Source organism: Tenacibaculum crassostreae (assembly GCF_964512405.1).
Lineage (GTDB): Bacteria > Bacteroidota > Bacteroidia > Flavobacteriales > Flavobacteriaceae > Polaribacter > Polaribacter crassostreae.
In genome coordinates, this window is sequence record NZ_CAZELE010000003.1 from 507,648 (window position 1) to 530,415 (window position 22,768).

The following is a 22,768-nucleotide window of genomic DNA, read 5'->3' on the forward strand; positions in this document are numbered from 1 at the left end:
CTTTGTTACCTAGTTTAACAGAGTTTAACGTATTATTAACAAAAATGAAAAAGACAACATTGGTACTTGGGGCTTCATTAAATCCTGTTCGATATTCAAATATTGCCATTAAAAGATTGACAGATAACAATATAAAAACTGTTGCTGTAGGGTTGAAAAAAGGGAAAGTTGGTAATGTTACGATTGAAACAGATAAAAAAGAATTTTTAGATATTGATACAGTTACGTTATATCTGAATCCTACTCGACAAGTTGAATACTACGATTATATTATAAGTTTGAAACCTCGAAGAGTAATTTTTAATCCAGGAACAGAAAATGCTGAGTTTATGGCTGTTTTAAAAGAGCATAAAATAGAAAGTGAAATAGCGTGTACCTTAGTGCTGTTGTCTACTGGTCAGTATTAATTTAGAATTTCTACAGGAAAAGAGTTGTTGCTGTATTGTTTACCAGCTTCAGCTAATTCAACATTTTTAAAAACTGTTTGAGCTTCAGCTTTAAAATCTTCTATGTTGTTATATCTGCTGGAATAATGACCAATTATTAATTTTTTAGCATTTGCCTGATGAGCAATTGATGCTGCTTGTTCTGCAGTAGAATGTTTTGTTTTCTCACATAAATCTTCTCTATCCTTTAAAAAAGTAGCTTCATGATATAACAAATCTACATTTTCAATTATCGGAACAATTGTAGGTTTGTAAGCCGTATCACTGCAAAAAGCATAGCTTAGTGGTTTTGGAGGATCTATTGTAAGTTCGTTGTTAGGAATTACCTCTCCAGTTGATAATACAAAGTCTTTTCCAGCTTTTATATTATGAAAATCACAGGTTTCTATTTCATCATATTGCTGAATATTTTCAAGAAGTAACTTTCTAAGCTTAGGCTTTTCGGTAAATAGAAAACCATTTGTGTAAACTCTATGATCAAGAGGAATGGTTCTTACAGAAACTTTATCATCTTCAAAAATAAGTTCACTTTCTTTTGAAGTTAATTCGTGAAAAACAATAGGATATTTTGTCCATGACTTAGAAATTTTTAATTGAAGTGTGGTTACTTCTTTAATTCCTTTTGGACCGTAGATGTGTAATTCTTTTTCTCTATTTAAAATTCCGAATGTAGAAATCAATCCAACCAAACCAAAAAAATGATCGCCATGCAAATGAGAGATGAAAATATGGTTGATTTTAGAAAAACCAACTTTATATTTTCGCATTTGTCGTTGCGTGCCTTCTCCACAATCAATCAAAAAATGACGATTGTTAATTTCTAAATATTGGGCAGTAGGATAAGCATTAACTCTAGGGGTTGCAGAATGACAACCTAAAATAGTTAAGTGTAAACTCATTTATCGAATTACAAAGCGTTTTGAAATTATTTCATTATTACTTTGAATTGCATAAATGTACATTCCAGATTTTAAATCGTTACGTTGAAACGGAAAAGAATTTCGTCCTTTAACAACTTTTAATTCTTTACTATAAATTGTTTTACCTAACACATTTCTAACAGTTAAAAATACTGTTTGATCATTTTTTGCGTTAAAGTAAATAGTAGTACTATTAGTAAAAGGGTTAGGGGATGCAACCAACTTATCGATTGATTTTTCTTGCGAAAAACCAAATGTAATCGAGAATAAGAAAGTTAATAAAAGTATTTTTTTTGCCATAGATTATCATTTAGGGGGAATGAATAATTACTAAAATAAGGTTAAAAACCTAAATCTCGTTGAATGTTTTCCATTTCAATAACATCTTCTGCTTCTACTAAAGTAGGAACAATGTTGAATGTTTCAGGAAATTCATCAATATCCACATCTTTTACAATTAATACAAAAGACATGCCATTATCTTGATGTTCATGAGCATATTTCAAAAATAGCAAAATATTTTTGTTGGCAATATTAAAATGTTGTGAAATTGCAAGAATCAGGTTTTTTCCTGTGAAATTTTGATATTCACTTTCAAAGTTTCTAAAAAAATCAGAAAAAGAATCTTCGTCAGAAGTTACTAAAGTATAATCAGCTTTATGTTCTATTTTCATAATTATCTTTTAATTTGCTGTGCTAACAAATATATAACAGCCATACGAACAGCAACCCCGTTTTCTACCTGATTTAAAATGATAGATTGATTACTGTCTGCTACATCACTTGTTAATTCTACACCGCGATTTATAGGTCCTGGGTGCATGATAACAATCTTCTTGCCAAGGTTGTCTAAAATCTCTTTGTTAATTCCGAAAAGTTGGGTGTATTCTCTTGTAGAAGGAAAATATTTTATATCCATTCGTTCGTGCTGCACACGTAAAACATTGGCAACATCACACCATTCTAATGCTTTTTTAAGATTGGTTTCTACCTCAACGCCTAGGGTTGAAATGTAACGAGGAATTAAAGTTGTTGGACCACAAACTTTAACTTTAGCTCCCTGTAATTGTAAGGCAAAAATATTTGATAAAGCTACACGAGAGTGCAAAACATCACCTACAATTAAAATCTTTTTACCTTTTAAATCACTGTTCAAAGCTTCTCTCATCGAAAAGCTATCTAGCAATGCTTGGGTTGGATGTTCGTGAGTACCATCACCAGCATTGATGATTTTTGCATCTACATGTTTTGATAAGAAAATTCCTGCTCCAACATTTGAGTGACGCATCACAACAATATCAACTTTCATTGATAAAATGTTGTTTACAGTATCAATTAAAGTTTCTCCTTTTTTTACAGAAGATTGACTTGCTGAAAAGTTAATAACATCGGCTGAAAGACGCTTTTCAGCTAATTCAAACGATAGTTTGGTACGTGTACTATTTTCAAAAAATAAATTAGCAATGGTAATATCACGTAACGAAGGAACCTTTTTTATAGGTCGGTTAATGACTTCTTTAAAATGAGCAGCAGTTTCAAAAATAAGCTCAAGGTCATTTTTGTTAAGGTATTTAATTCCTAATAAATGTTCAACGCTTAACTGCTTCATTTTAGTTTATTTTTTTAATCATAACTAATCAAGCTTAGAAGGCTTGGGTTCTAGATAAATTGTGTCTTTTTTATGAGTTTCTTGCCAGTTAACTACTACTTTTTCTTCGTTAATAGCATCTACTTGTCGTCCTCTATAATTTGGTTGAATTGGTAAATGACGACTAAAACGACGGTCGATAAGTACTAACAACTCAATACTATCAGGTCTACCATACGATTGTAATGCTGTTAACGCACTTCTAACGCTTCTTCCTGAGTATAAAACATCATCAATAATCACCACTTTTTTTCCTTCAATCAAAAAATCTATTTGAGTTGAAGTAGCTTCAAGCGGTGCTTCTCTTCTGCGAAAATCATCACGGTAAAAAGTAATGTCTAATAAGCCTAATTGTAAGTCTTTAATACGATATTCTTCTTTAAGTATCTTAGTTAAGCGATTTGCTAAATAAGTACCTCTTGGTTGTAATCCTATTAAAACGGTATTAGAAAAGTCGTTGTGATTCTCGATTAACTGACACGCTAATCGATGCAGAATGATTTCAATTTCTTTCGAAGTAAGTAGTGTTTTTCTGCTCATGTTTTGCTATCAAAATTGGTTTGATAGTTCAACGTTCAAAAATAAGCTAAAAAATTACGTTGACAAAATTAAACTTACTGAAACATAAAAGAGCGTCTATAAAATAATCTTTACATTTGCGGACTTTTACTCACATTGTGAGATTTAGAATGAACAAAGGGTGCTAAATTCTTTGTTATTTTTCTAAATATAGCCAATAAAAGACGGATTAGATATGATGAAATACATTAAAAGTAAGAAGATTAACATTAAAGACGATTCTTTAGCAGGTATAACCGTATCACTTGCTATGATACCAGAAGTTGTTGCTTTTGCATTTGTGGCTCAAATAAGTCCTATTGTAGCGCTTTTTGGAGCTTTTATGATTGGAATTATTTCAGCAATTTTTGGAGGTAGACCTGGTTTAATTTCTGGTGCAGCAGGTGCTGTTGCTGTAATTTTTGTAAACATGATACAAGAAGGGCACGCAAAAGGATTGTTGTTTGATACACCTGTTGAAAACATGGGATACTTCTATTTATTAGCGGCTGTTGTTTTAATGGGGATTATACAAGTACTAGCAGGAGTTTTTAAACTTGGGAAGCTGGTTAGATTAATTCCACACCCTGTAATGATGGGGTTTGTAAACGGTTTAGCAGTAGTGATTTTTATAGCCCAGCTTGGAATGTTCAAAGAAAATAAGAAGGATATTTTCGGACAAAACATGCGTAAAACTCAATCGAAAGAATTGGTATATCAGGTAGAAAATAATCAAGTGAAAGATTTAGCATCAGGAACTGAATTGTTTTCAATCCAAGGAAATTCAGTTATCAATAGTCAAACGAACCAAGAGGTTTTTGTAAAGTCAGATATTCAAGTTTTCGATGCAAAAACTAAAAAAGTGGTATATAATATTGAAAAAGACGGATTTTATTCTGTTAAAGATAGTGGAGTTGTAAAATCAACCTTACAAGGAACAAAACTATATACGATGATTGGTTTGGTACTGTTAACCATGTTAATTATTTGGTTGTTGCCTAAATTAACAACAAAAGTTCCGGCAGCATTAACAGCTATTTTAATTGTTACGTTTGTTTCAATCATTGGAGGATTAGAGTCTATTAATGTTGGAGATTTTATTAGAGATGGAGGTGGAGCTGGTTTAAACGGGTTTGATGAAATTTCTAAAAAAATGAATTTAGCAGAACTTTGGAGTCACTTGCCTTTTAATTTAGATACGTTAAAGTTTATCGCACCCTACGCCTTTTTAGCGGCTTCTGTAGGATTGATTGAAACCTTGATGACTATGAATTTAGTGGATGAGTTGACAGACTCTAGAGGGGATGGAAATAAAGAATGTGTTGCTCAGGGTGCAGGAAATATGTTGAGCGGATTGTTTGGTGGAACTGGCGGTTGCGGAATGATTGGTCAAACTGTAATTAATGTAAACGCTGGTGGTAGAGGACGTTTATCGGGAGTTATGATGGCGGTTACATTACTAATTTTTATCCTTTTTGCTGATAAGTATATCGAGCAAGTTCCTATTGCTGCGTTAGTAGGAGTAATGTTTATGATGGTGATTGATACCTTTGCATGGTCTAGTTTTAGAATCATGAATAAGATTCCAAAATCGGATGCCATTGTATTAATAATTGTATCGGCAGTAACTGTAATTTTCGATTTAGCAATTGCAGTATTTGTTGGAGTTATTATATCTGCTTTAGTTTTTGCTTGGGAAAATGCTAAGAAAATTAGAGCGAGAAAACGTTTTAAAGAAGACGGAACCAAAGTTTATGAAATATGGGGTCCTTTATTCTTCGGAAGCATTACAGCTTTTAATGAAAAATTTGACATTAAAAACGACCCAGCTAATGTTGAGATAGATTTTGTTGAATCTCGTATTTCTGATCATTCTGCTATTGAAGCAATCTTTTTATTGGTAGAAAAGTATCAAGCAGTGGGGAAGAAGGTAACCTTAAAGCATTTAAGTGAAGATTGTAAAGTGTTATTATATAAGGCAAGTCCAATTTTTACGGATGTTATTGAAGAAGCTATAGATGATCCTCGTTATCATTTAGCAGCGAACCCTGAAAAGTTTCCAAAGCCTTTATCTGAATATAGTTTTTAATCGCAGAACGATGCCAAAATATTGGTTTAAATAGTATAAAAATCCCGCTATCTGCGGGATTTTTTATGTTTTAATTCTTTTGAAGCGGACTTATTATTTCCACATCGCTAAAAGCAATAGCTCCTCTAATAACACTATCAATAGTATTTTTTAAGGCTTCAATTAATTGCATTTTTAATTGTGATTTATGGTAAATTAAACTTACTTCACGCGCAGGAGGTGGCGTTTCAAACTCTCTTAAATGGGTTTTATCTTTTTCGTTTAAGTCTAAGGTATTTAAATACGGAAGTAGCGTCATTCCTAAGCCATCTTTTGAAAGTTTGATAAGTGTGTCAAAGCTTCCGCTTTCTAATTGAAAATGATGCGTAGTACTTCTTTTGTTAGTTCTACAAAGGTTGATAACACTGTCTTTAAAGCAGTGACCATCTTCTAACAATAAAATATCATCAACTTCTAAATCATCAATTTTTATTTTTTGTTGATTAAATAATCTGTGTTCACTAGGTACCAATCCCACAAAAGGCTCATAATATAAAACACGTTCTTTAATTGCTTCGTTTTCTAACGGAGTAGCAGCTATGGCAGCATCAATATGACCATCCATTAATTTTCGTACAATTTCTTCGGTAGTTAATTCCTCAATTACCAATTGTACTTTTGGGTAATTTCTACTGAATGTTTTTAAAAACATAGGAAGTAGTGTTGGCATAATAGTGGGAATGATTCCTAATTTAAATTCACCTCCAACATATCCTTTTTGCTGATGAACAATATCAATAATTCGATTGCTTTCATCAACAATAACCTTAGCTTGTTCTACAATTCGCTTACCAACTTCAGTTAATTCAATAGGTTTTTTAGAGCGATTAAAAATTTTCGCATCCAATTCTTCTTCCAACTTTTGAATTTGCATGCTTAGCGTTGGTTGGGTAACAAAACAATGTTCTGCAGCAATAGTAAAGTTTTTATATTCAGCAACTGCTAGTGTATATTTTAATTGCGTGATAGTCATTTGTATAATAATTTTCGATAAAGATATTAAAACAATCAATTACCTTTATAGTAAAACGATAAAAACTTGCAATAAATTTGTTGTGGTAAAAGAAAATAACTACAAATCAGTAAATTATGACGACAACAATTTTAGGATTAGATAAACAGAAAACAAAAGAATTAGTAAATGAATTAAACGTATTGTTGGCTAGTTTTCAAGGATATTATCAAAATACAAGAGGGTTACATTGGAATATTAAAGGGAAAAACTTTTTTGAATTGCATATGAAATTTGAAGAGTTTTATACCGATGCACAAGAAAAAGTGGATTTGATTGCAGAGCGAATTTTAACCTTACAAGGAGTTCCGTTACATACTTTTGAAGATTATACAAGTGTATCAAAAGTACCTGTGGGTAAAGATATTTCAAACGATGTTGAAGCGGTTAAGTTGGTGGTTGATTCTCTATCAGAATTATTAAAAATAGAACGTTCAATATTGGAATTATCTGACGAAGCTGACGATGAAGGAACCAATTCTATGATGAGTGATTTTATCTCAGAACAAGAAAAAACAGTATGGATGATGAATGCTTGGTTGGGTTAAAAAAGATACTTAATTAAAATTCGAATACTTACAAAGGCAATCAATACAGCGGTTGCCTTTTTTAATTGAATAGGACTAAATAGTTTATTACTTAGTCTACTACCTATTTGACCTCCTATAAAAACGGTGATTAATAAAACGGAAGTTAACCCCCAATCAATAGTAAATTCAGGGTTTGTATATTGACCAATTAACCCGCTTATTGAATTTACTAAAATGAAAAAGCTAGAAGTTGCTGCTATTTTTTTGGGAGTGTCCCAATTGGTTAGATGCAAAAGAGGAGCTAAAAATATACCTCCGCCTATACCTACCATACCAGAAATAAAGCCAATAACTCCACCATAAGTAGCATTTTTTTGTACACTAATTTCTATTGAATTTGTAATCCTTTTTGAGAGCCACATCGTAATTGAAGCAAAAAGAAGTGTGCTGCCTAAAAGTATAAAAAAGAAAGTTTCACTAATTCGTAAATATCCACCAACAAAAGCTAAAGGAATACTAAATAGTACAAGCGGAATTACTTTTTTCCAGTTGTATTGTTTCTGTTGAAGATATAATAAAACATTACCAGAAACGACCATAATGTTGCATAACAAAGCAGTTGATCGTATTTGAGTGTAAACAATTCCCGTTAAAGCTAAAACAGCCAAATAACTTGAGCCTCCGCCAAAACCTACAGAAGAATATAAGATGGCTATAATTAAGAATAAACTTATAATGTGCCAATTTAAGGTAAGTGTTTCAAGCAGAATTTCCATTACCTCAAATATATTAGAAAAATTAAGTTTAATCGTTTTTTTGTAGATTAGTTCACTTTTAAAAATAAGCTAGCCAAATGAGTAATTATCATATAAAAAATTTAGAAGAATATTTTCAAGTATATCGTAAATCAGTTCGAAATCCTGAACTATTTTGGGAAGAAATTGCTGAAGAGCATTTTGTCTGGAGAAAAAGATGGGATAATGTACTGAGTTATGATTTTTCAAAACCAGAAGTAAAATGGTTTGAAGGAGCAAAATTAAACATTACTGAAAATTGTATTGATCGTCATTTGCAAATTAGAGGAGATAAAACAGCCATTTTATTTGAGCCTAATAATCCTGATGAAGAAGCACAGCACATAACTTACAAAGAGTTACACGAGCGTGTTTGCAAATTTGCCAATGTGTTAAAAGAAAACGGAATACAAAAAGGAGATAGAGTTTGTATTTATTTACCTATGATTCCAGAATTAGCTATTTCTGTGTTGGCTTGTGCTCGTATTGGAGCGATACATTCAGTAGTATTTGCAGGATTTTCATCCACAGCATTGGCAACCAGAATTAACGATTGTGAAGCAAAAATGGTAATTACATCTGATGGTTCTTATCGAGGTAATAAAACGATTGATTTAAAAGGAATTGTAGATGAAGCTTTAGAAAGTTGTTCTTGTGTTGATACTGTTTTAGTAGCAAAAAGGATTAATTCTAATATTCAATTGGTTGAGGGTAGAGATCACTGGTTACAACCATTGTTAGATAAAGCATCAACAGCATGCGAACCAGAAATTATGGACGCAGAAGATCCGTTATTTATTCTATATACATCGGGTTCTACTGGAAGTCCTAAAGGAATGATGCATACCACAGCAGGTTATATGATTTATACAGCCTACACGTTTAAAAATGTGTTCAATTATAAAGAAAACGATGTGTATTGGTGTACTGCAGATATTGGTTGGATAACAGGTCATAGCTACATAGTATATGGTCCATTAGCCAATGGAGCTACTACTGTAATGTTTGAAGGAATACCAAGTTATCCAGATTTTGGTCGTTTTTGGGAAATTGTTGAGAAGCATAAAGTCAATCAGTTTTATACAGCGCCAACCGCAATTAGAGCTTTAGCAAAAGAAAAGTTAGAATTTGTAGATAAATACGACTTATCATCATTAAAAGTGTTAGGAACTGTTGGAGAGCCAATTAACGAAGAAGCATGGCATTGGTATAATGACAATGTAGGAAAGAAAAAATCACCTATTGTAGATACTTGGTGGCAAACAGAAACAGGTGGGATGATGATTTCTCCTATACCGTATACAACACCAACAAAACCAACGTATGCAACGTTACCATTACCTGGAATACAATTAGCCTTAATGGATGAAAATGGAGTAGAGGTAACAGGAAATCAAGTTGATGGTCGTTTGTGTGTGAAATTTCCTTGGCCATCAATGGCTAGAACTATATGGGGAAATCATCAACGTTATAAAGACACGTATTTTTCAACGTTTGAAAACAAGTATTTTACAGGTGACGGAGCTTTACGTGATGAAGTAGGCTATTATAGAATCACCGGTAGAGTAGATGATGTTATTATTGTATCTGGTCACAATCTTGGAACAGCTCCTATAGAAGATGCAATTAACGAACATCCAGCAGTTGCTGAAAGTGCTATTGTGGGATTTCCACATGATATTAAAGGAAATGCGTTGTACGGATATGTAATTCTAAAAGATGTTGGTGAAGGAAGAAATCATGATAATTTAAGAAAAGAAATCAATCAAATAATTACAGAACATATTGGTCCGATAGCTAAATTGGATAAAATTCAATTTACAATTGGTCTGCCAAAAACGCGTTCAGGAAAAATTATGCGACGCATTTTACGTAAAATTGCACATAATGAGTTGGATAATTTAGGAGATGTATCTACACTTCTAAATCCAGAAGTAGTTCAGAGTATTATTGATAATAGATTGTAGTATGACTTGTTGTGATGTAAAGGAATGAAACGCAAAAAAAAGGATAAAAAGAAATGAGAATTACCATAAGAAAAGAAGAGTCAAAAGACTTTAAAGCTGTATTCAATCTAATAGAAAAGGCTTTTAAGTTTGAACAAATGAGTGACCATAAAGAGCAGTTTTTAGTTGAAAGATTACGAAAGTCAAAAGCCTTTATTCCTGAATTATCAATTGTTGCGGAAATTGACGGGAAAATTGTTGGACATATTTTAACCACAAAACTAAAAATAAAAAATAAGGAAAATGAATTCAATTCATTAGCTTTAGCGCCAGTTTCAGTCTTACCCGAATTTCAAGGAAAAGGGATTGGAGGAAAATTAATACTCGAATCACACAAAATAGCTAAAGAATTAGGGTATAAATCAATTATTCTTTTAGGACACGAAAAGTATTATCCCAAATTCGGTTACAAACAAGCACATGAATTTGGAATAGAATTACCATTTGAAGTACCAAAAGAGAATTGTATGGCAATTGAACTTATCGAAAATGGATTAAAAAATGTTAGTGGAATAGTTGAATACCCAAAAGAATTTAATGAATAATAAATACTAGAATTGATTTATTAAAAGAGAAAAAGGATTTCGTTACAGAAATCCTTTTTCTTTAGCAGTAAGTATTAATTCTCTATCTTCAGAGCTAGATACGTCTAGCATTTTTCGAATAACTCGTTTTCTTTTTTCTATGGCAGCAAAAGATAACGGTACTAAATTGGGCATATCTTTCATTTTTGTTCCCATAGAGAGTTCATATAGAATTCTTCGGTCTAAATCATCTAAAAAATAATCATTCATTACTTGGTCTCTCAACATTTTCATTACAGTTTTACTGTAATAAGGAGGTTCAGATAGAACTTCTTTAATCGCCATAACCAACTCTACAGGAGTAATATCATTTTTTACCAAGAAACCATCAGGATTTATATTCTTTAAAATACTGTGAACTCTATAATTGTCATTAAAAGTGGTTGAAATGATAATTTTTGAATTGGGAAGTTTATCATTAATTAACAAACCTAGATCTTCACCCGATAATAATTTACCATCTTTTGATGGAGGTAAACTAATATCTAAGAAAATAATATCAATATTTTGATTTGTTGAAGAAAATTCTTCAATAAGCACATTTGCAGTGTCGCAACAATTGGCAGTATTTATATGAAAAGAAACATCTTTTTCTTGATTCTCTAAAAAGCTAAAAGCGCTTTTATAAGCCTCAGAAATTAATGGATGATCATCAATAATAAGAGCGTTGTACTTTTTAATTTTCATCTTTTTTACTCAAGGGGGTTTTAATAACCAGAGTAGTTCCTTTATTTTCAGTCGAATGTAATTCTAATTGACTTCCAATTTGTTCTACTCTTGCTTTCATGTTTTTTAAACCAATTCCTTTTTTCTTTTTGTTGGTGTTAAAACCAATTCCGTCATCTTGTAACGAAATTATTAGCTCTTTTTGTGCAATTGAAGCGTCTAATATAACATTTTTTGCATTTGCGTGCTTAATAATATTTTGTAAAGCTTCTTGAATTATTCTATAAAGATTTGCTTTTGTTATTTCGTTAATATCTTTCCAAACGATATTCTTATCTATGTTAAATTGATATTGAAAATTACCAATATTGCTTTTATCTTTTAATAATTGCTCAAGAATATTGGTAAAGTTGATGTTTGAGCTATCAAAATTATCGCTTAATTTATGAGAAACATCTCTAATTTCTTTTTCAATGTCTTGCAATTCATCTAAAAAAGTTTGATGTTTTTCTTGAGTTTCTGCTTGCATTCCCATAGCTAAAAAACCAAGATTTACACGAGTTCCAAATAGTTTTCCTAAAATACCATCGTGTAATTCTGCCGAAATTCGGTTGCGTTCATTAACGCGTTCTTCTTCTAATTTAGCTTGTTGTTGTAAGGTTAAAATATATACTTCTTCGTTGGCTTTTTGTTGTTCGGCTTCTAAACGTAGTTTTTCGTTGCGGACTTTTTGCACACGTAAAAAGTATAATAAACTTAAAATTAAAATACCACCAAAACTGGTCACTAGAATCCAAATACGTTGTTGGTTTAAACGCTCGGTTTCAGCTATATATTCATCGGTTTCAAATTCAATACGAGTAAATTTATTTTGGGTTCTACGTTCTGCACTAATTAAACTATCGTTAAACTCAATATAACGATCTAAATATTTTTTTGAATTTTTAGGGTCTAGATTTGCTAATTGATTAAGCGTAGTTAGATAATCTCCTCCATTGTTTAATTCTTTTGCTAAAGTATTTGCTGTTTTTGCGTAAAGAAGAGCATTTGTTGTGTCTTTTTCATGTTTAAAGTAATCTGATATATGAATTTTAGTTGTTAAAACTCCAAGTTTATCTCCAATACTATCTCTAAGATGTAAAGCTCTAAAAAAGTCTAACCTTAAACCTATTGTATCATTTGCTAAAAGTTTGCAATAGGACCTGTTACTAAGATATAAAGCATATTTGTTAATAGGGATGTTTTTATCACTTATTATTTGATTATACAATCTTAGAGCTTTATTGTATTTTTTTAATTTAGTAAAGACTAATGCTTTGTTATTAGAAACAGTTTTTAAATATGATTTTTTTTCGTCTGAGTCGTCTAGTTTATTTATGTATTCTATTGATTTGTCGTAATAATCTAGTGCTTTTTCAAATTCTCCTATGTCAGTTAATAATAATGCTAAATGATTGTTGGTTATGTAAAGGTATTTGTAGTTATTTAGTGCTTTAAAAAGTTCTATAGCTTTAATGTTTAAGTTTTCACTGCCAGCATAATCTCTATAAAAACCTCTTATACGAGCCATTCCAAAGATGATTTTAGCAGATTCAAATTTATGTTTCTCGATATCAAAATAATTTAAAGCTTGATTAAAATAATGATAGGCTTCATTATATGTTTCACCTCTTACATAATAAGTAGCAAAATTCCAATATGCATCTCCTAAAGCATAATTATTTGATAGTTTTTTTGATAATTTTATAGCTTTATTATTAATGTTAAAAAAGTTTGAAGTATCTTTTAAAGTATAAAATTCGTAAGCTATTGAACTCAATAAAAGAGGTTTGTTTAATTTCTTTTTTTGAATATAGTAGGATGATTTGAGTAGTATTTTTTTTCTTTTATAAACTTCAAGTTTTTTGTTTTTTGCTTGATTAATCCAGATTTGTAAGCTATCAGATTGGGTAAAATTGTCTGCGTGACTTTTCCCAATAAAATTAAATGATAATAGGAGATAATATAGAAGAAGCTTTTTGATAATGTTTTTTTTAATCAAAAGCAAATCTATAAAAAAAAGCCTTTAACATCAGTTAAAGGCTTATAGATTGGTAAGATTAATTACCTTTTCCTCCATCATTACTTCCGTCTCCATCTCCACCAGTATCTCCGTTATCTGGATTGTCTGGGTTATCTGGAGAATCAGGGATTGTGTTATCTACTGACATAGTTAACTCAGTATTTTCTGTTGTGTTAGGTACTAAATCTTCAGTTAAGTCTGTACAACTTGTAGTTAAGATTAGTAACATGCTCATAATTAGTATAGTTTTTAAAGTTCTCATAATTCAATTTTTTAAATATTTGACAATAATTTCCCATGCCACATTTTGCAGCATATAGTTGATTGATACATTTGATTTGTACTCCTCAACGGTTAGGTTGAGACAAAATCCATCCAGCCCGAGTAATTCAGGTGGTTTGTAGAATTAGGTTGGTGTTGAAAACCAATCCGTGAAGACATAACTACTAAGGCCTATTGAGTACAGGCTTCAGGAAATTCTACATTGTCTTAAATAAGGAAGCGTTTCAATTTTTTTAGAATAACGCTAGTTGATTTAGTTCTAAAATACTTCTAACTTTTGCATTAAAGAATTTAAATTTAGTAAGCGTTTCTTTTGGGTGAGTAAACGTCCTTTTTCGTTTAGAATGTGCAATTTTAATTTTTTCATCTTTCTTCAATTTTGTCCTATTAATATAATAAAAATTAACGAATTATCCAAATTTTTTCACCTCTTTTTCAAGATTGTTTATAGGATAAAAAAAGCATCTTATTAAAATTAAGATGCTTTTGTATATATTATAATAATAGTTACTGCTGCGCTAACAGATCATAACATATTGTTGAATACTAAAAACATCTTTTTCCATTCTAAAGCTCGATTTAACACCTCTTATTGGTAAACTTCTCATATAAGTGTTGTCTATTGTAAACTTCATAATAGTTGTTTTTTAATGTTATTATTTCTTAATTATTTATGATACAAATATATAAAGTATTTTTATGTTTATAAAACATTTTCATGTTTATTTTACTGAAAATCAATTAGTTAGGTAAGATTAAGAAAGTAGGAGTCCTGCCCGAAATTAATCAGGTAAATTAGGAGTTTTTAAACTATTTGTAGTTCAATTGGTTACGGTTTAAACTTCTCAATGTTTGTATGTTTGTTGTTAACTTAACATTTGTATTAAAAATTTATAAAAAAAGCGTCCAAATGTACATTTGGACGCTTTTACTGTAATTTATTTAGTAATTATTATGTTCATAATTATAAAAAACTCACATATATCGTCCGTTTCCGGTTTGAAGCAGTAATTGCTCCACGGAAATTGTAAAGAGAAACATCTCCTGTACAAGACTGTAATTTTATATGTAAATTTTTTGGTTTCATTTAAAAACAAATATAAAGAAAAAGTTAAAATTCTATGACATATCTCATTTTTTTAAAATATGCACCCCTTTATTTAGAAAAAAACTAAAAAAGTAAGTGAAACACTTACCAAAAGTAAGTGTTTCACTTACCGATGCTAAAAATAGACCTAGTATTTTTGACCTGGTTAAAATTTAAAGCCTTAGTAATAAGGTCGAAAAGCTAAAAGTTTTTCGTCGTTCGGGGGAAATTGCTAAAAAAAGAAAACAAAATGATTTTACACTAACCAAGTAAAAACTACACAAAAATTAAAACGTCTTAGGGGAGGCGTTTTTTTTTTGTTTTAATTTTAAAGTTTTAAGCAATGAAATAATGTAATTTTATACAGTTGTTTCGACCAAGTTTAAAACATTAAAAGAACAATGAGAAAATTAATTTTATTAATTACTACAGCATTAGTTGTATTGGCATGTAAGCAAGAAGCCAAAAAAGAAGTTGTTAAAGAAGAAAAAGTAGAAGAAAATTTTCCAGTTGCTTTAGGAGAAGTGTTTGAAAAACATGGAGGAATTAAAAGCTGGAGAGCAGCTAAAACACTTTCTTTTGGAGTAAACAATGAAGAGCACATAGTAGATTTACCTTCAAGAAAAACTGTTGTCAATGCTAAAGATTATTCTTTAGGTTTTGATGGGAAAGAGATTTGGTTACATCAACAAGATACAAATGTTTTTAAAGGAAATAAGGAGTTTTACCACAATTTATATTTCTATTTTTACGCAATGCCATTTGTATTAGCAGACGATGGAATTATTTATTCAGAAGCAAAACCTTTAGAGTTTGAAGGTATGAGCTATCTAGGAATAAAAATTTCTTACGAAGCTAATATCGGTACTTCCCCAGATGATAATTATTATCTGTATTATCATCCTGAAACCAAGCAAATGGCTTGGTTAGGATATACGGTTACTTACTTTTCTAAGAAGCCGTCTGAAAAGGCTAATTTGATTCGATATAATGATTGGGAAAATGTTAACGGTTTTATATTGCCAAAATCAATAACTTGGTACAAAAAAGACGACAATGGTAATCCGACTGAACCAGCACGTGATCCAATTCAATTTTCACTACCTTTAATCAGTCAAGCATCATTGGCGGGTAGTTTTTTTGAAAAACCAAATCAATAAACTCTTAAAATCAACTAACTTATGCAACCTCAAAAGTATATATGGAAAAAAGAATACACCTTGGTGTTATTAGCAAATGTATTGTACATTGTGTTCTTTTATATAATTACTAACATATATACTTACTAAACTATGCAAGCATTAGATTGGATTGTACTTTCTGCAACTTTATTGTTTATTGTTTTATATGGTGTTTGGAAAACCAGAGGAAGTAAAAATGTTGAAGATTATATAAAAGGAGGAAGCGAAACTAAATGGTGGACAATTGGTTTGTCGGTAATGGCAACCCAAGCGAGTGCTATCACTTTTTTGTCTACACCTGGACAAGCTTTTCATAGCGGAATGGGGTTTGTTCAGTTTTACTTCGGATTACCAATTGCTATGGTAATTATTTGTTTAGTGTTTATTCCTATTTATCATAAACTAAAAGTATATACAGCCTATGAATATTTAGAAGGAAGATTTGATAAAAAAACACGAATACTCACAGCCATTTTATTTTTAATTCAACGAGGATTAGCAGCAGGAATTACCATTTTTGCGCCAGCGATTATCTTGTCAGCAGTTTTAGGATGGGATTTAATTACTTTGAATATTATTATTGGATTGTTGGTAATTATTTACACAGTTTCTGGTGGTACGAAAGCGGTAAGTGTAACACAAAAACAGCAAATGGCGGTAATTTTCGCAGGAATGTTTATTGCGTTTTATCTAATCTTACAATATTTACCTGATGGAATTACTTTTTCAAAAGCTTTAGAAATAGCTGGAGCTTCTGATAAAATGCAGGTTTTAGATTTTTCTTGGGATTTAAATAATCGTTATACCGTATGGACAGGTATTTTAGGGGGAACATTTTTAATGCTTTCTTATTTTGGAACAGATCAAAGTCAGGTACAACGTTATTTATCTGGAAAATCGGTTAGAGAAAGTCAGTTAGGATTGATTTTTAACGGATTGTTAAAAGTGCCTATGCAATTTTTTATTCTGTTAGTTGGGGTTATGGTATTTGTGTTTTATCAGTTTAATGCATCTCCATTGAATTTTAATCCGAAAGCAGAAGAGGCAATAGCTAATTCAAATCAAGAGACTATTGCGGCTTATGTTCAGTTAGAGGAAAAGCACCGACGTATAGAAGAAGGTAAAAAAGCTTTAATTTTTGAGGGGTTAAATGAAGAAAATGTAGTTCTACTTCAACAGTTCAACGAAGAGGATAAATTATTAAAAGAGGAAGCTAAAAGTATTATCACACAAGCAGATGCTCAAGTTGAAACGAATGATAAAGACTATGTGTTTATTCATTTTATTTTAAACAATCTTCCAAAAGGATTGATAGGATTGTTGTTAGCGGTTATTTTATCAGCAGCAATGTCATCAACAGCATCCGAATTAAATGCGTTAGCAAGTACTACTGCTATTGATTTATACAAACGAAACGTAACTAAAGAATATTCAGAAGCACATTATGTTAGTATTTCTAAGTGGTTCACCTTAGGATGGGGAATTTTAGCAATTCTTGTAGCTTGTGTCGCCAATTTATTTGATAATTTAATTCAGCTTGTAAATATTATAGGCTCTATTTTCTACGGAAATGTATTAGGGATATTCTTATTAGCATTTTTCTTTAAATTTATAAAAGGTAACGCCGTTTTTATTGCAGCAATTATCACCCAATTAATAATTATTGTTGTTTGGTATTTAGATTGGTTGCCATATTTATGGCTAAATGCTTTAGGTTGTGGTTTGGTAATGTTGTTAGCTGTACTTATTCAATTAGGATTGTCTAAAAGAAATTAGATGTTATAGATTACTGTATTCTATCGTTTACCAAACTCATAATACGCTCAAATTGTTCTTTAAGTCCCATGTCGGAATTATCGAACTCAATAGCGTCGTTAGCCATTACTAATGGAGAATCTTTACGAGTAGAGTCAATTTTATCACGTTCTTGAACGTTGTGTAAAATTTCTTCGTAATTAACTTTGTCACCTCTGTCTAGTAGTTCTTTGTAACGGCGAGTTGCACGTTTATCGGCAGAAGCAGTCATGAACAATTTCAATTCAGCATCTGGAAAAACTACGGTGCCAATATCACGACCATCCATAACAATTCCTTTATTTTTGCCCATTTCTTGCTGTTCGTTTACTAGTTTTTTTCGCACTTCAGAAACTGTAGCAACTTTACTAACTAGTTTAGAGACCTCGATACTTCTAATTTCTTTTTCAACATTTACTCCGTTTAAAAACATTTCAGCAAAACCAAGGTTTTCATTAAAAGTAAATGATAAAGAAATAGCAGGTAAATCAGCAATTAATTGACTAGAATTAAAGTGATTTTCAGAAATATACTTTTGTTGCATCGCGTATAAGGTAACAGCTCTGTACATAGCGCCAGTATCAACATAAATGTATCCTAACTCTTTAGCTAATTGTTTGGCAATAGTACTTTTTCCTGTTGACGAAAAACCGTCGATGGCTATGGTGATTTTCTTTGTCATGACTTGTTAAAAATGGAAAGCAAAGATACGGTAGATTTCTAACATCTAACAAGGCTTTGTGTGCTGAGTTTTAACACTTTTTAAGTTTTTGATTTATAAGAGGTTACTTGTTGTGTTTTTTGTTTTTTGTGTGTACGAGGTTGGTTTCAAGAACTTTAGTTGTGTGTTCGGTATAGATTTCATATATTTCGCTATTAATTTTGTTGATGTAAATTATATTTTTTTTAAGAAAAACTATAAATTTGACGTCCCCTAAAGGATCCCTTAAATGAAAAAAAATACTAAAAGCATACTAGTACTTTTAGCAATATTTCTCTTTTGTGTAAACTCAAGTGTAAGTTCTCAAACGCTCTTAACACCTGAGTTAGGATTTGGAGGGGAAGCTTGTAGTGGAAATCAATTAGACTTTTCTGTTACGTTTAAATATACAGCTTGGTTTAATAGTGACAATGTTTTTACTGTTGAGTTATCGGATGCCAATGGTAACTGGGGTTCTCCAACTAATTTAGGATCTGTTACTACAGAAAATCAATCGCCAACTCTTTCTTTTGTTTTTTCTTTTCAATTACCTGATGATACCTATGGAGCTAATTATAAAATTCGATTAGTTTCTACATCGCCAGCGATGATAAGCCCAGAGTCTGCTTCATTCGAGGCTTATAAATTTTCTACAGCAACATTAGCGATTAATGATTTTGCCGAGCAAGTTGTTGCTTGTGAAGGAGAATCAGTAGAGTTATTTTTAAATACAGATCAAAAAGGGGCTTATAATTGGTTTAAAGATGATGTTTTTCTTATAACAACTGAGGATCCTAAGTTGACAGTTTCAGAATCTGGAATATATCAAGTTAAGATAGATTATGGGGTTTGTGGGAATAAAGATTCAATAACAATGCCTGTTATTATTTTAACACCGTCTGATAGTCAGATAAAAGATTCGTCGCCAGTGGAAATTTGTGGAGATAAATCTCATAAATTTGAAGCGAGTGTTTCATATTCTAGTTTAACATATAATTGGTATAAAGATAACACGTTGGTGCAGTCTTCAAATTCTCCAATCTATGATACACCAACAACAGGACAGTTTGGTACCTACCGTTTAGAGATTGTAGCAGAAGAATGTACAACGGTCTCTGATAATGTAGAGTTACAGCCTAAAACTACAGCAGGATTTAATGTAAATACAAGTGGTGCGTTAACAAGAGTTATTTTACCAGGAGAAACCATTGAGCTTTGTATTACACACGATGCTTCTTCTGGAACTATTCAATGGTATAAAGATGATGTTCCGTTAGCAGCAAGAACACAACCATGTATGAATGCGACCGACCCTGGTATATATTATGCGAGAGTAACACAAAGTACAGGTTCTAGCTGTGATGCTGTAGTAGATTCTGAAAACTATACATTATTAGGGGTTAAATCGTTTACACCAACAATTAGAACTGAGCCAGATTATGAAGATTGTAAGTTTTCGAGTGCTAAATTAAGTACAGTAGGAGTAAAGGTAATAGCAACAGATGATAATGAATACGATTTAACTGCTGATCAATTAGCTATGTTAAGTTATCAGTGGAAAAAAGATGGAACACCGGTTTCAGGTGCAACAACCAATGAATATACGGTTTCTTCGTATTTAGATAACGGTACGTATGTTTTAAATGCAGGTGTAGTAGGTGTTAATAGTGATTCTAATGAGTTGGATATTAAAGTGATAGAAGCTCCAGAAATAATCTCTTCATCAAATTCAAATTCATTATGTTTACCAACAGCTATAACCTACACAATAAATAATTTTATTTCGGGTTATACGTATCAGTGGATTAAAGATGGAACCGATGATGTTACACCAGCTGATCCAAGAACGTTAGAAGTAACCGAAGTAGGTGAATATGTGTTAAAATATTCAGGTTTTGGATGTGATAACGAATTAGCTCCTATAGTGGTAGTTCCTTTTGATGATTCAGCAGTAACAGTAACACCATCAGAAGTGGTAGTGTTAGAAGCTGGAGGGTCAGAAATAGTAATAGCATCAGGAGGAGAATCGTACGAATGGTATCAAGGTGAAGATACTAGTGGAGCATTATTGTCAACAACAGAACAGTTAACAGTAACTTCTTTAGGTTTTTATACTGTGTTTGCAAAAGTAGGAGATTGCTCGGTAGTAAAAACTATTGAAGTGGTAGAACCAGATGGACAAATAATAGTTCCTAACATAGTATCGCCAAATCAAGATGGATTTAACGATACATGGAAGTTGTCAAATTCATACGCATATCAACCAAATGTTGAGGTGATATTATACGATTCAAACGGAAAAGAAATATTAAAAACAACCGATTATAAAAACGATTGGCCAACGCAAAATTTGGGCAATCAAAAAATCTTTTATTATAAGATTGTTAAAGACGAAAAGCTGATGAAAGCAGGAACAATATCGGTAATAGATTAAATATAGATGGTAAAAAAAATTACTTTATTTATTGTAATAGTATTAAATGTGTTTGTTGTACAAGCACAATTTTCAGGTAGTGAGCAGGAATACAATAGTTTTAGCTCTAGAAACTTTATGAAGTTTAATCGTTTTTTAACGGTTCCTACCTTTTCAGCCTTGCGAGAAAATAAAACTTCAATATCAGCAATAGTCAGGAATAGTAATGTTGAATTTGAAGATAATCCCAGATTGTACATAGTAACCTACTCCGGAAAGATGCGGGAAAACGTTGGAGCTGGTTTAGCAGTTTACCAACAAGAAGTAGGAGTATTTAAAGATTTCGGTGCCTTAGCAAACTATGCGCACCGTTTGCAGTTAAATGAAACCATGGATTTAACCTTTGGTTTTAACTTTTTGTATAGTAGAAGAAGCGCCGACGGAGTTAAGGTAAATTCTACAGAACCAGAACCTCAAATTGCAAATTATCAAGACATACCAGTAGTAAACTTTCAGCCAGCAGTAACACTTTCGGTTGGTAAGTTTGATGTTGGTGTTTTCTTTGAAAACTTGTTAGACTTTAACATGAAGCAAAGTGAGATGGCTACTTCTTTTAGCGAAAAAACTTTCTCAGGACATTTAATGTATTCTCATGAGTTAACCTACGCATCTGGTTTGTTTGAAGGAGCAGATATTCGATTGTTAGCTTTGGTAAGAAAACCAGGTCAAGGAGAGTTTGGTTATGGTGCAAATGCAATAGTAGATTTACCGAAAGCAGGCTGGTTAAAAGCAGGTTATGATAAAACTTATGGGATTTCTGCCGGAATTGGTGTAAATTTATCAGAGAAATTGTCAATTGGGTTTTCGTATGAAAAAAGCAGTTTTGCTGCAACTAACGAAATCGGGTTGATTTACAACTTTGGTAAAAAATCATTTACAAGAGAGCGTCCAAAAAGAAGAGTGGGTAACGTAAATGTAAATTTACCTGAAAGAGCACCAAAACAAGAAGTAGAATACAAGAATCCTGAGCATAATGATTTATCAGATGAAATACAACAAGCGCAAGATTCTATTAACGTATTGAATAAGAAGATAGATGAGGTGTTACGATTGTTAAAAAATCAACCAGTTCCAAAAACAGTTACCAATAACGTAATTATTAGAGATACTGTTCAAGCAAAAGATACTTCAATAAGAAGGAGGACTGATACACCTTGGCGTAAGAGTACAATTACACGTTCAGGTGGCGGTGGTACAATGTATTATGTAATATCAGATAAGTTTAGAAGTTTAGAAAATGCAGAAGCATTAATAGATAAATGGAAACGATTAGATATAGAAGCTAAGTATGTGTTTGAGCCAAATGAGAAATGGTACTATGTATATATAGATAGATTTGCGAAAGAAGAAGATGCCATAGAAAAAGAAGAAGATTTTAACGATAAAACACGTTTATTCGAGAAGAACGATGACAAAAAGGATGCTTCAACTATTAAGGTTGATAAGGCAACTAAAGATCCAGTTTATGTAATGAAGATTACATTAGGAGGCTCTACAAGTAGTTATGAAGAACCTAAAACGCAACCACCAGCTAGAGTAAGAGTTATGGAGGTTGAAGGTGTTGAGCCAGGGTACTATTTACAGGTATATGTAAATGGTAGTAAAGCTTTAGCTGATAGAAATGTAGATGAGTTACGAAATGATGATATAGATGCAGGTTACTTTGTGAATCCAAAAACAGGTTTTATGCATACCTATATTTTCAAAACAAACGATAGAGAGGAAGCTATTAAGATGTATAATACAAACTTAAATGGCGCATTTTACGATTTAAAAACAATCGTACAAATAAAATAAGATATAACAGAAGAACTTGATTAATTAATTCCCCCAATTAATATTATGAAAAGAATAATTACCCTACTTATAATTTTACTGCAGTTTTCTTATTTGCAGT

20 protein-coding genes are annotated in these 22,768 nt (G+C 31.6%); 9 read left to right on the forward strand and 11 right to left on the reverse strand.

Annotated features, from left to right (window positions below; all coding sequences use genetic code 11):
• Positions 1-44 precede the first annotated feature (44 nt).
• Positions 45-407, forward strand: coding sequence for a CoA-binding protein (locus tag ACKTST_RS04655; protein ID WP_408046569.1), 363 nt, complete (start codon positions 45-47; stop codon positions 405-407).
• Here the strand turns inward: ACKTST_RS04655 and ACKTST_RS04660 are convergent.
• The 5 genes from ACKTST_RS04660 to pyrR are packed head-to-tail and all read right to left on the reverse strand — an operon-like array spanning position 404 to position 3,554.
• Entirely contained in the window at positions 404-1,345 is a 942-nt protein-coding gene (locus ACKTST_RS04660; protein ID WP_408046570.1) for a ribonuclease Z, read from the reverse strand. The genes ACKTST_RS04655 and ACKTST_RS04660 overlap by 4 nt on opposite strands.
• Positions 1,346-1,666, reverse strand: a complete 321-nt coding sequence (locus tag ACKTST_RS04665; protein WP_408046571.1) for a T9SS type A sorting domain-containing protein — start codon at positions 1,664-1,666, stop codon at positions 1,346-1,348. It lies immediately after the preceding gene.
• Between the two features lie 41 nt (positions 1,667-1,707).
• Entirely contained in the window at positions 1,708-2,040 is a 333-nt protein-coding gene (locus ACKTST_RS04670; protein ID WP_408046572.1) for a hypothetical protein, read from the reverse strand.
• A 2-nt stretch (positions 2,041-2,042) separates the two neighbouring features.
• The gene (locus ACKTST_RS04675) at positions 2,043-2,975 is read right to left on the reverse strand and encodes an aspartate carbamoyltransferase catalytic subunit (RefSeq protein WP_408046573.1); all 933 of its coding nucleotides are present in this window, start codon (positions 2,973-2,975) and stop codon (positions 2,043-2,045) included.
• A 24-nt stretch (positions 2,976-2,999) separates the two neighbouring features.
• On the reverse strand, positions 3,000-3,554 hold the full coding sequence (gene pyrR, locus ACKTST_RS04680) for a bifunctional pyr operon transcriptional regulator/uracil phosphoribosyltransferase PyrR (RefSeq protein ID WP_408046574.1): 555 nt from the start codon (positions 3,552-3,554) through the stop codon (positions 3,000-3,002).
• Positions 3,555-3,768: 214 nt separating this feature from the next.
• On the opposite strand from pyrR, the gene ACKTST_RS04685 reads away from it, so the two are divergent.
• Positions 3,769-5,661, forward strand: a complete 1,893-nt coding sequence (locus ACKTST_RS04685; protein ID WP_408046575.1) for a SulP family inorganic anion transporter — start codon at positions 3,769-3,771, stop codon at positions 5,659-5,661.
• A gap of 70 nt (positions 5,662-5,731) precedes the next feature.
• Here ACKTST_RS04685 and ACKTST_RS04690 read toward each other — a convergent pair whose 3' ends face one another.
• Complete coding sequence (locus ACKTST_RS04690; RefSeq protein ID WP_408046576.1) at positions 5,732-6,673, reverse strand: hydrogen peroxide-inducible genes activator; 942 nt, start codon at positions 6,671-6,673, stop codon at positions 5,732-5,734.
• A 116-nt stretch (positions 6,674-6,789) separates the two neighbouring features.
• Here ACKTST_RS04690 and ACKTST_RS04695 point away from each other — a divergent pair, with 116 nt between their 5' ends.
• On the forward strand, positions 6,790-7,260 hold the full coding sequence (locus ACKTST_RS04695) for a Dps family protein (RefSeq protein WP_408046577.1): 471 nt from the start codon (positions 6,790-6,792) through the stop codon (positions 7,258-7,260).
• On the opposite strand, the gene ACKTST_RS04700 is transcribed toward ACKTST_RS04695, so the two are convergent.
• On the reverse strand, positions 7,257-8,018 hold the full coding sequence (locus ACKTST_RS04700) for a sulfite exporter TauE/SafE family protein (RefSeq protein WP_408046578.1): 762 nt from the start codon (positions 8,016-8,018) through the stop codon (positions 7,257-7,259). The genes ACKTST_RS04695 and ACKTST_RS04700 overlap by 4 nt on opposite strands.
• A gap of 77 nt (positions 8,019-8,095) precedes the next feature.
• On the opposite strand from ACKTST_RS04700, the gene acs reads away from it, so the two are divergent.
• Both acs and ACKTST_RS04710 read left to right on the forward strand, forming a co-directional pair.
• Entirely contained in the window at positions 8,096-10,003 is a 1,908-nt protein-coding gene (acs, locus tag ACKTST_RS04705) for an acetate--CoA ligase (RefSeq protein WP_408046579.1), read from the forward strand.
• A 53-nt stretch (positions 10,004-10,056) separates the two neighbouring features.
• Positions 10,057-10,587 (forward strand): GNAT family N-acetyltransferase, encoded by a 531-nt coding sequence (locus tag ACKTST_RS04710; protein WP_408046580.1) that lies wholly within the window; start codon positions 10,057-10,059, stop codon positions 10,585-10,587.
• 42 nt (positions 10,588-10,629) lie between these two features.
• Here ACKTST_RS04710 and ACKTST_RS04715 read toward each other — a convergent pair whose 3' ends face one another.
• The 3 genes from ACKTST_RS04715 to ACKTST_RS04725 all read right to left on the reverse strand — a co-directional run bounded on the left by ACKTST_RS04715 (position 10,630) and on the right by ACKTST_RS04725 (position 13,616).
• The gene (locus tag ACKTST_RS04715; protein WP_408046581.1) at positions 10,630-11,313 is read right to left on the reverse strand and encodes a response regulator; all 684 of its coding nucleotides are present in this window, start codon (positions 11,311-11,313) and stop codon (positions 10,630-10,632) included.
• On the reverse strand, positions 11,303-13,111 hold the full coding sequence (locus ACKTST_RS04720; RefSeq protein WP_408046582.1) for a tetratricopeptide repeat-containing sensor histidine kinase: 1,809 nt from the start codon (positions 13,109-13,111) through the stop codon (positions 11,303-11,305). The genes ACKTST_RS04715 and ACKTST_RS04720 overlap by 11 nt, the downstream gene beginning before the upstream one ends.
• Before the next feature lie 280 nt (positions 13,112-13,391).
• Complete coding sequence (locus tag ACKTST_RS04725; RefSeq protein ID WP_408046583.1) at positions 13,392-13,616, reverse strand: hypothetical protein; 225 nt, start codon at positions 13,614-13,616, stop codon at positions 13,392-13,394.
• 1,508 nt (positions 13,617-15,124) lie between these two features.
• On the opposite strand from ACKTST_RS04725, the gene ACKTST_RS04730 reads away from it, so the two are divergent.
• Positions 15,125-15,883, forward strand: coding sequence for a DUF6503 family protein (locus ACKTST_RS04730; protein WP_408046584.1), 759 nt, complete (start codon positions 15,125-15,127; stop codon positions 15,881-15,883).
• A gap of 132 nt (positions 15,884-16,015) precedes the next feature.
• The gene (locus ACKTST_RS04735) at positions 16,016-17,680 is read left to right on the forward strand and encodes a sodium:solute symporter (protein WP_408046585.1); all 1,665 of its coding nucleotides are present in this window, start codon (positions 16,016-16,018) and stop codon (positions 17,678-17,680) included.
• A 10-nt stretch (positions 17,681-17,690) separates the two neighbouring features.
• Here ACKTST_RS04735 and cmk read toward each other — a convergent pair whose 3' ends face one another.
• Complete coding sequence (gene cmk / locus ACKTST_RS04740; RefSeq protein ID WP_408046586.1) at positions 17,691-18,380, reverse strand: (d)CMP kinase; 690 nt, start codon at positions 18,378-18,380, stop codon at positions 17,691-17,693.
• Between the two features lie 268 nt (positions 18,381-18,648).
• Here cmk and ACKTST_RS04745 point away from each other — a divergent pair, with 268 nt between their 5' ends.
• Positions 18,649-20,832 (forward strand): T9SS type B sorting domain-containing protein, encoded by a 2,184-nt coding sequence (locus tag ACKTST_RS04745; protein ID WP_408046587.1) that lies wholly within the window; start codon positions 18,649-18,651, stop codon positions 20,830-20,832.
• 6 nt (positions 20,833-20,838) lie between these two features.
• Entirely contained in the window at positions 20,839-22,668 is a 1,830-nt protein-coding gene (locus ACKTST_RS04750; RefSeq protein WP_408046588.1) for a PorP/SprF family type IX secretion system membrane protein, read from the forward strand.
• The last annotated feature ends 100 nt before the right edge of the window (positions 22,669-22,768 follow it).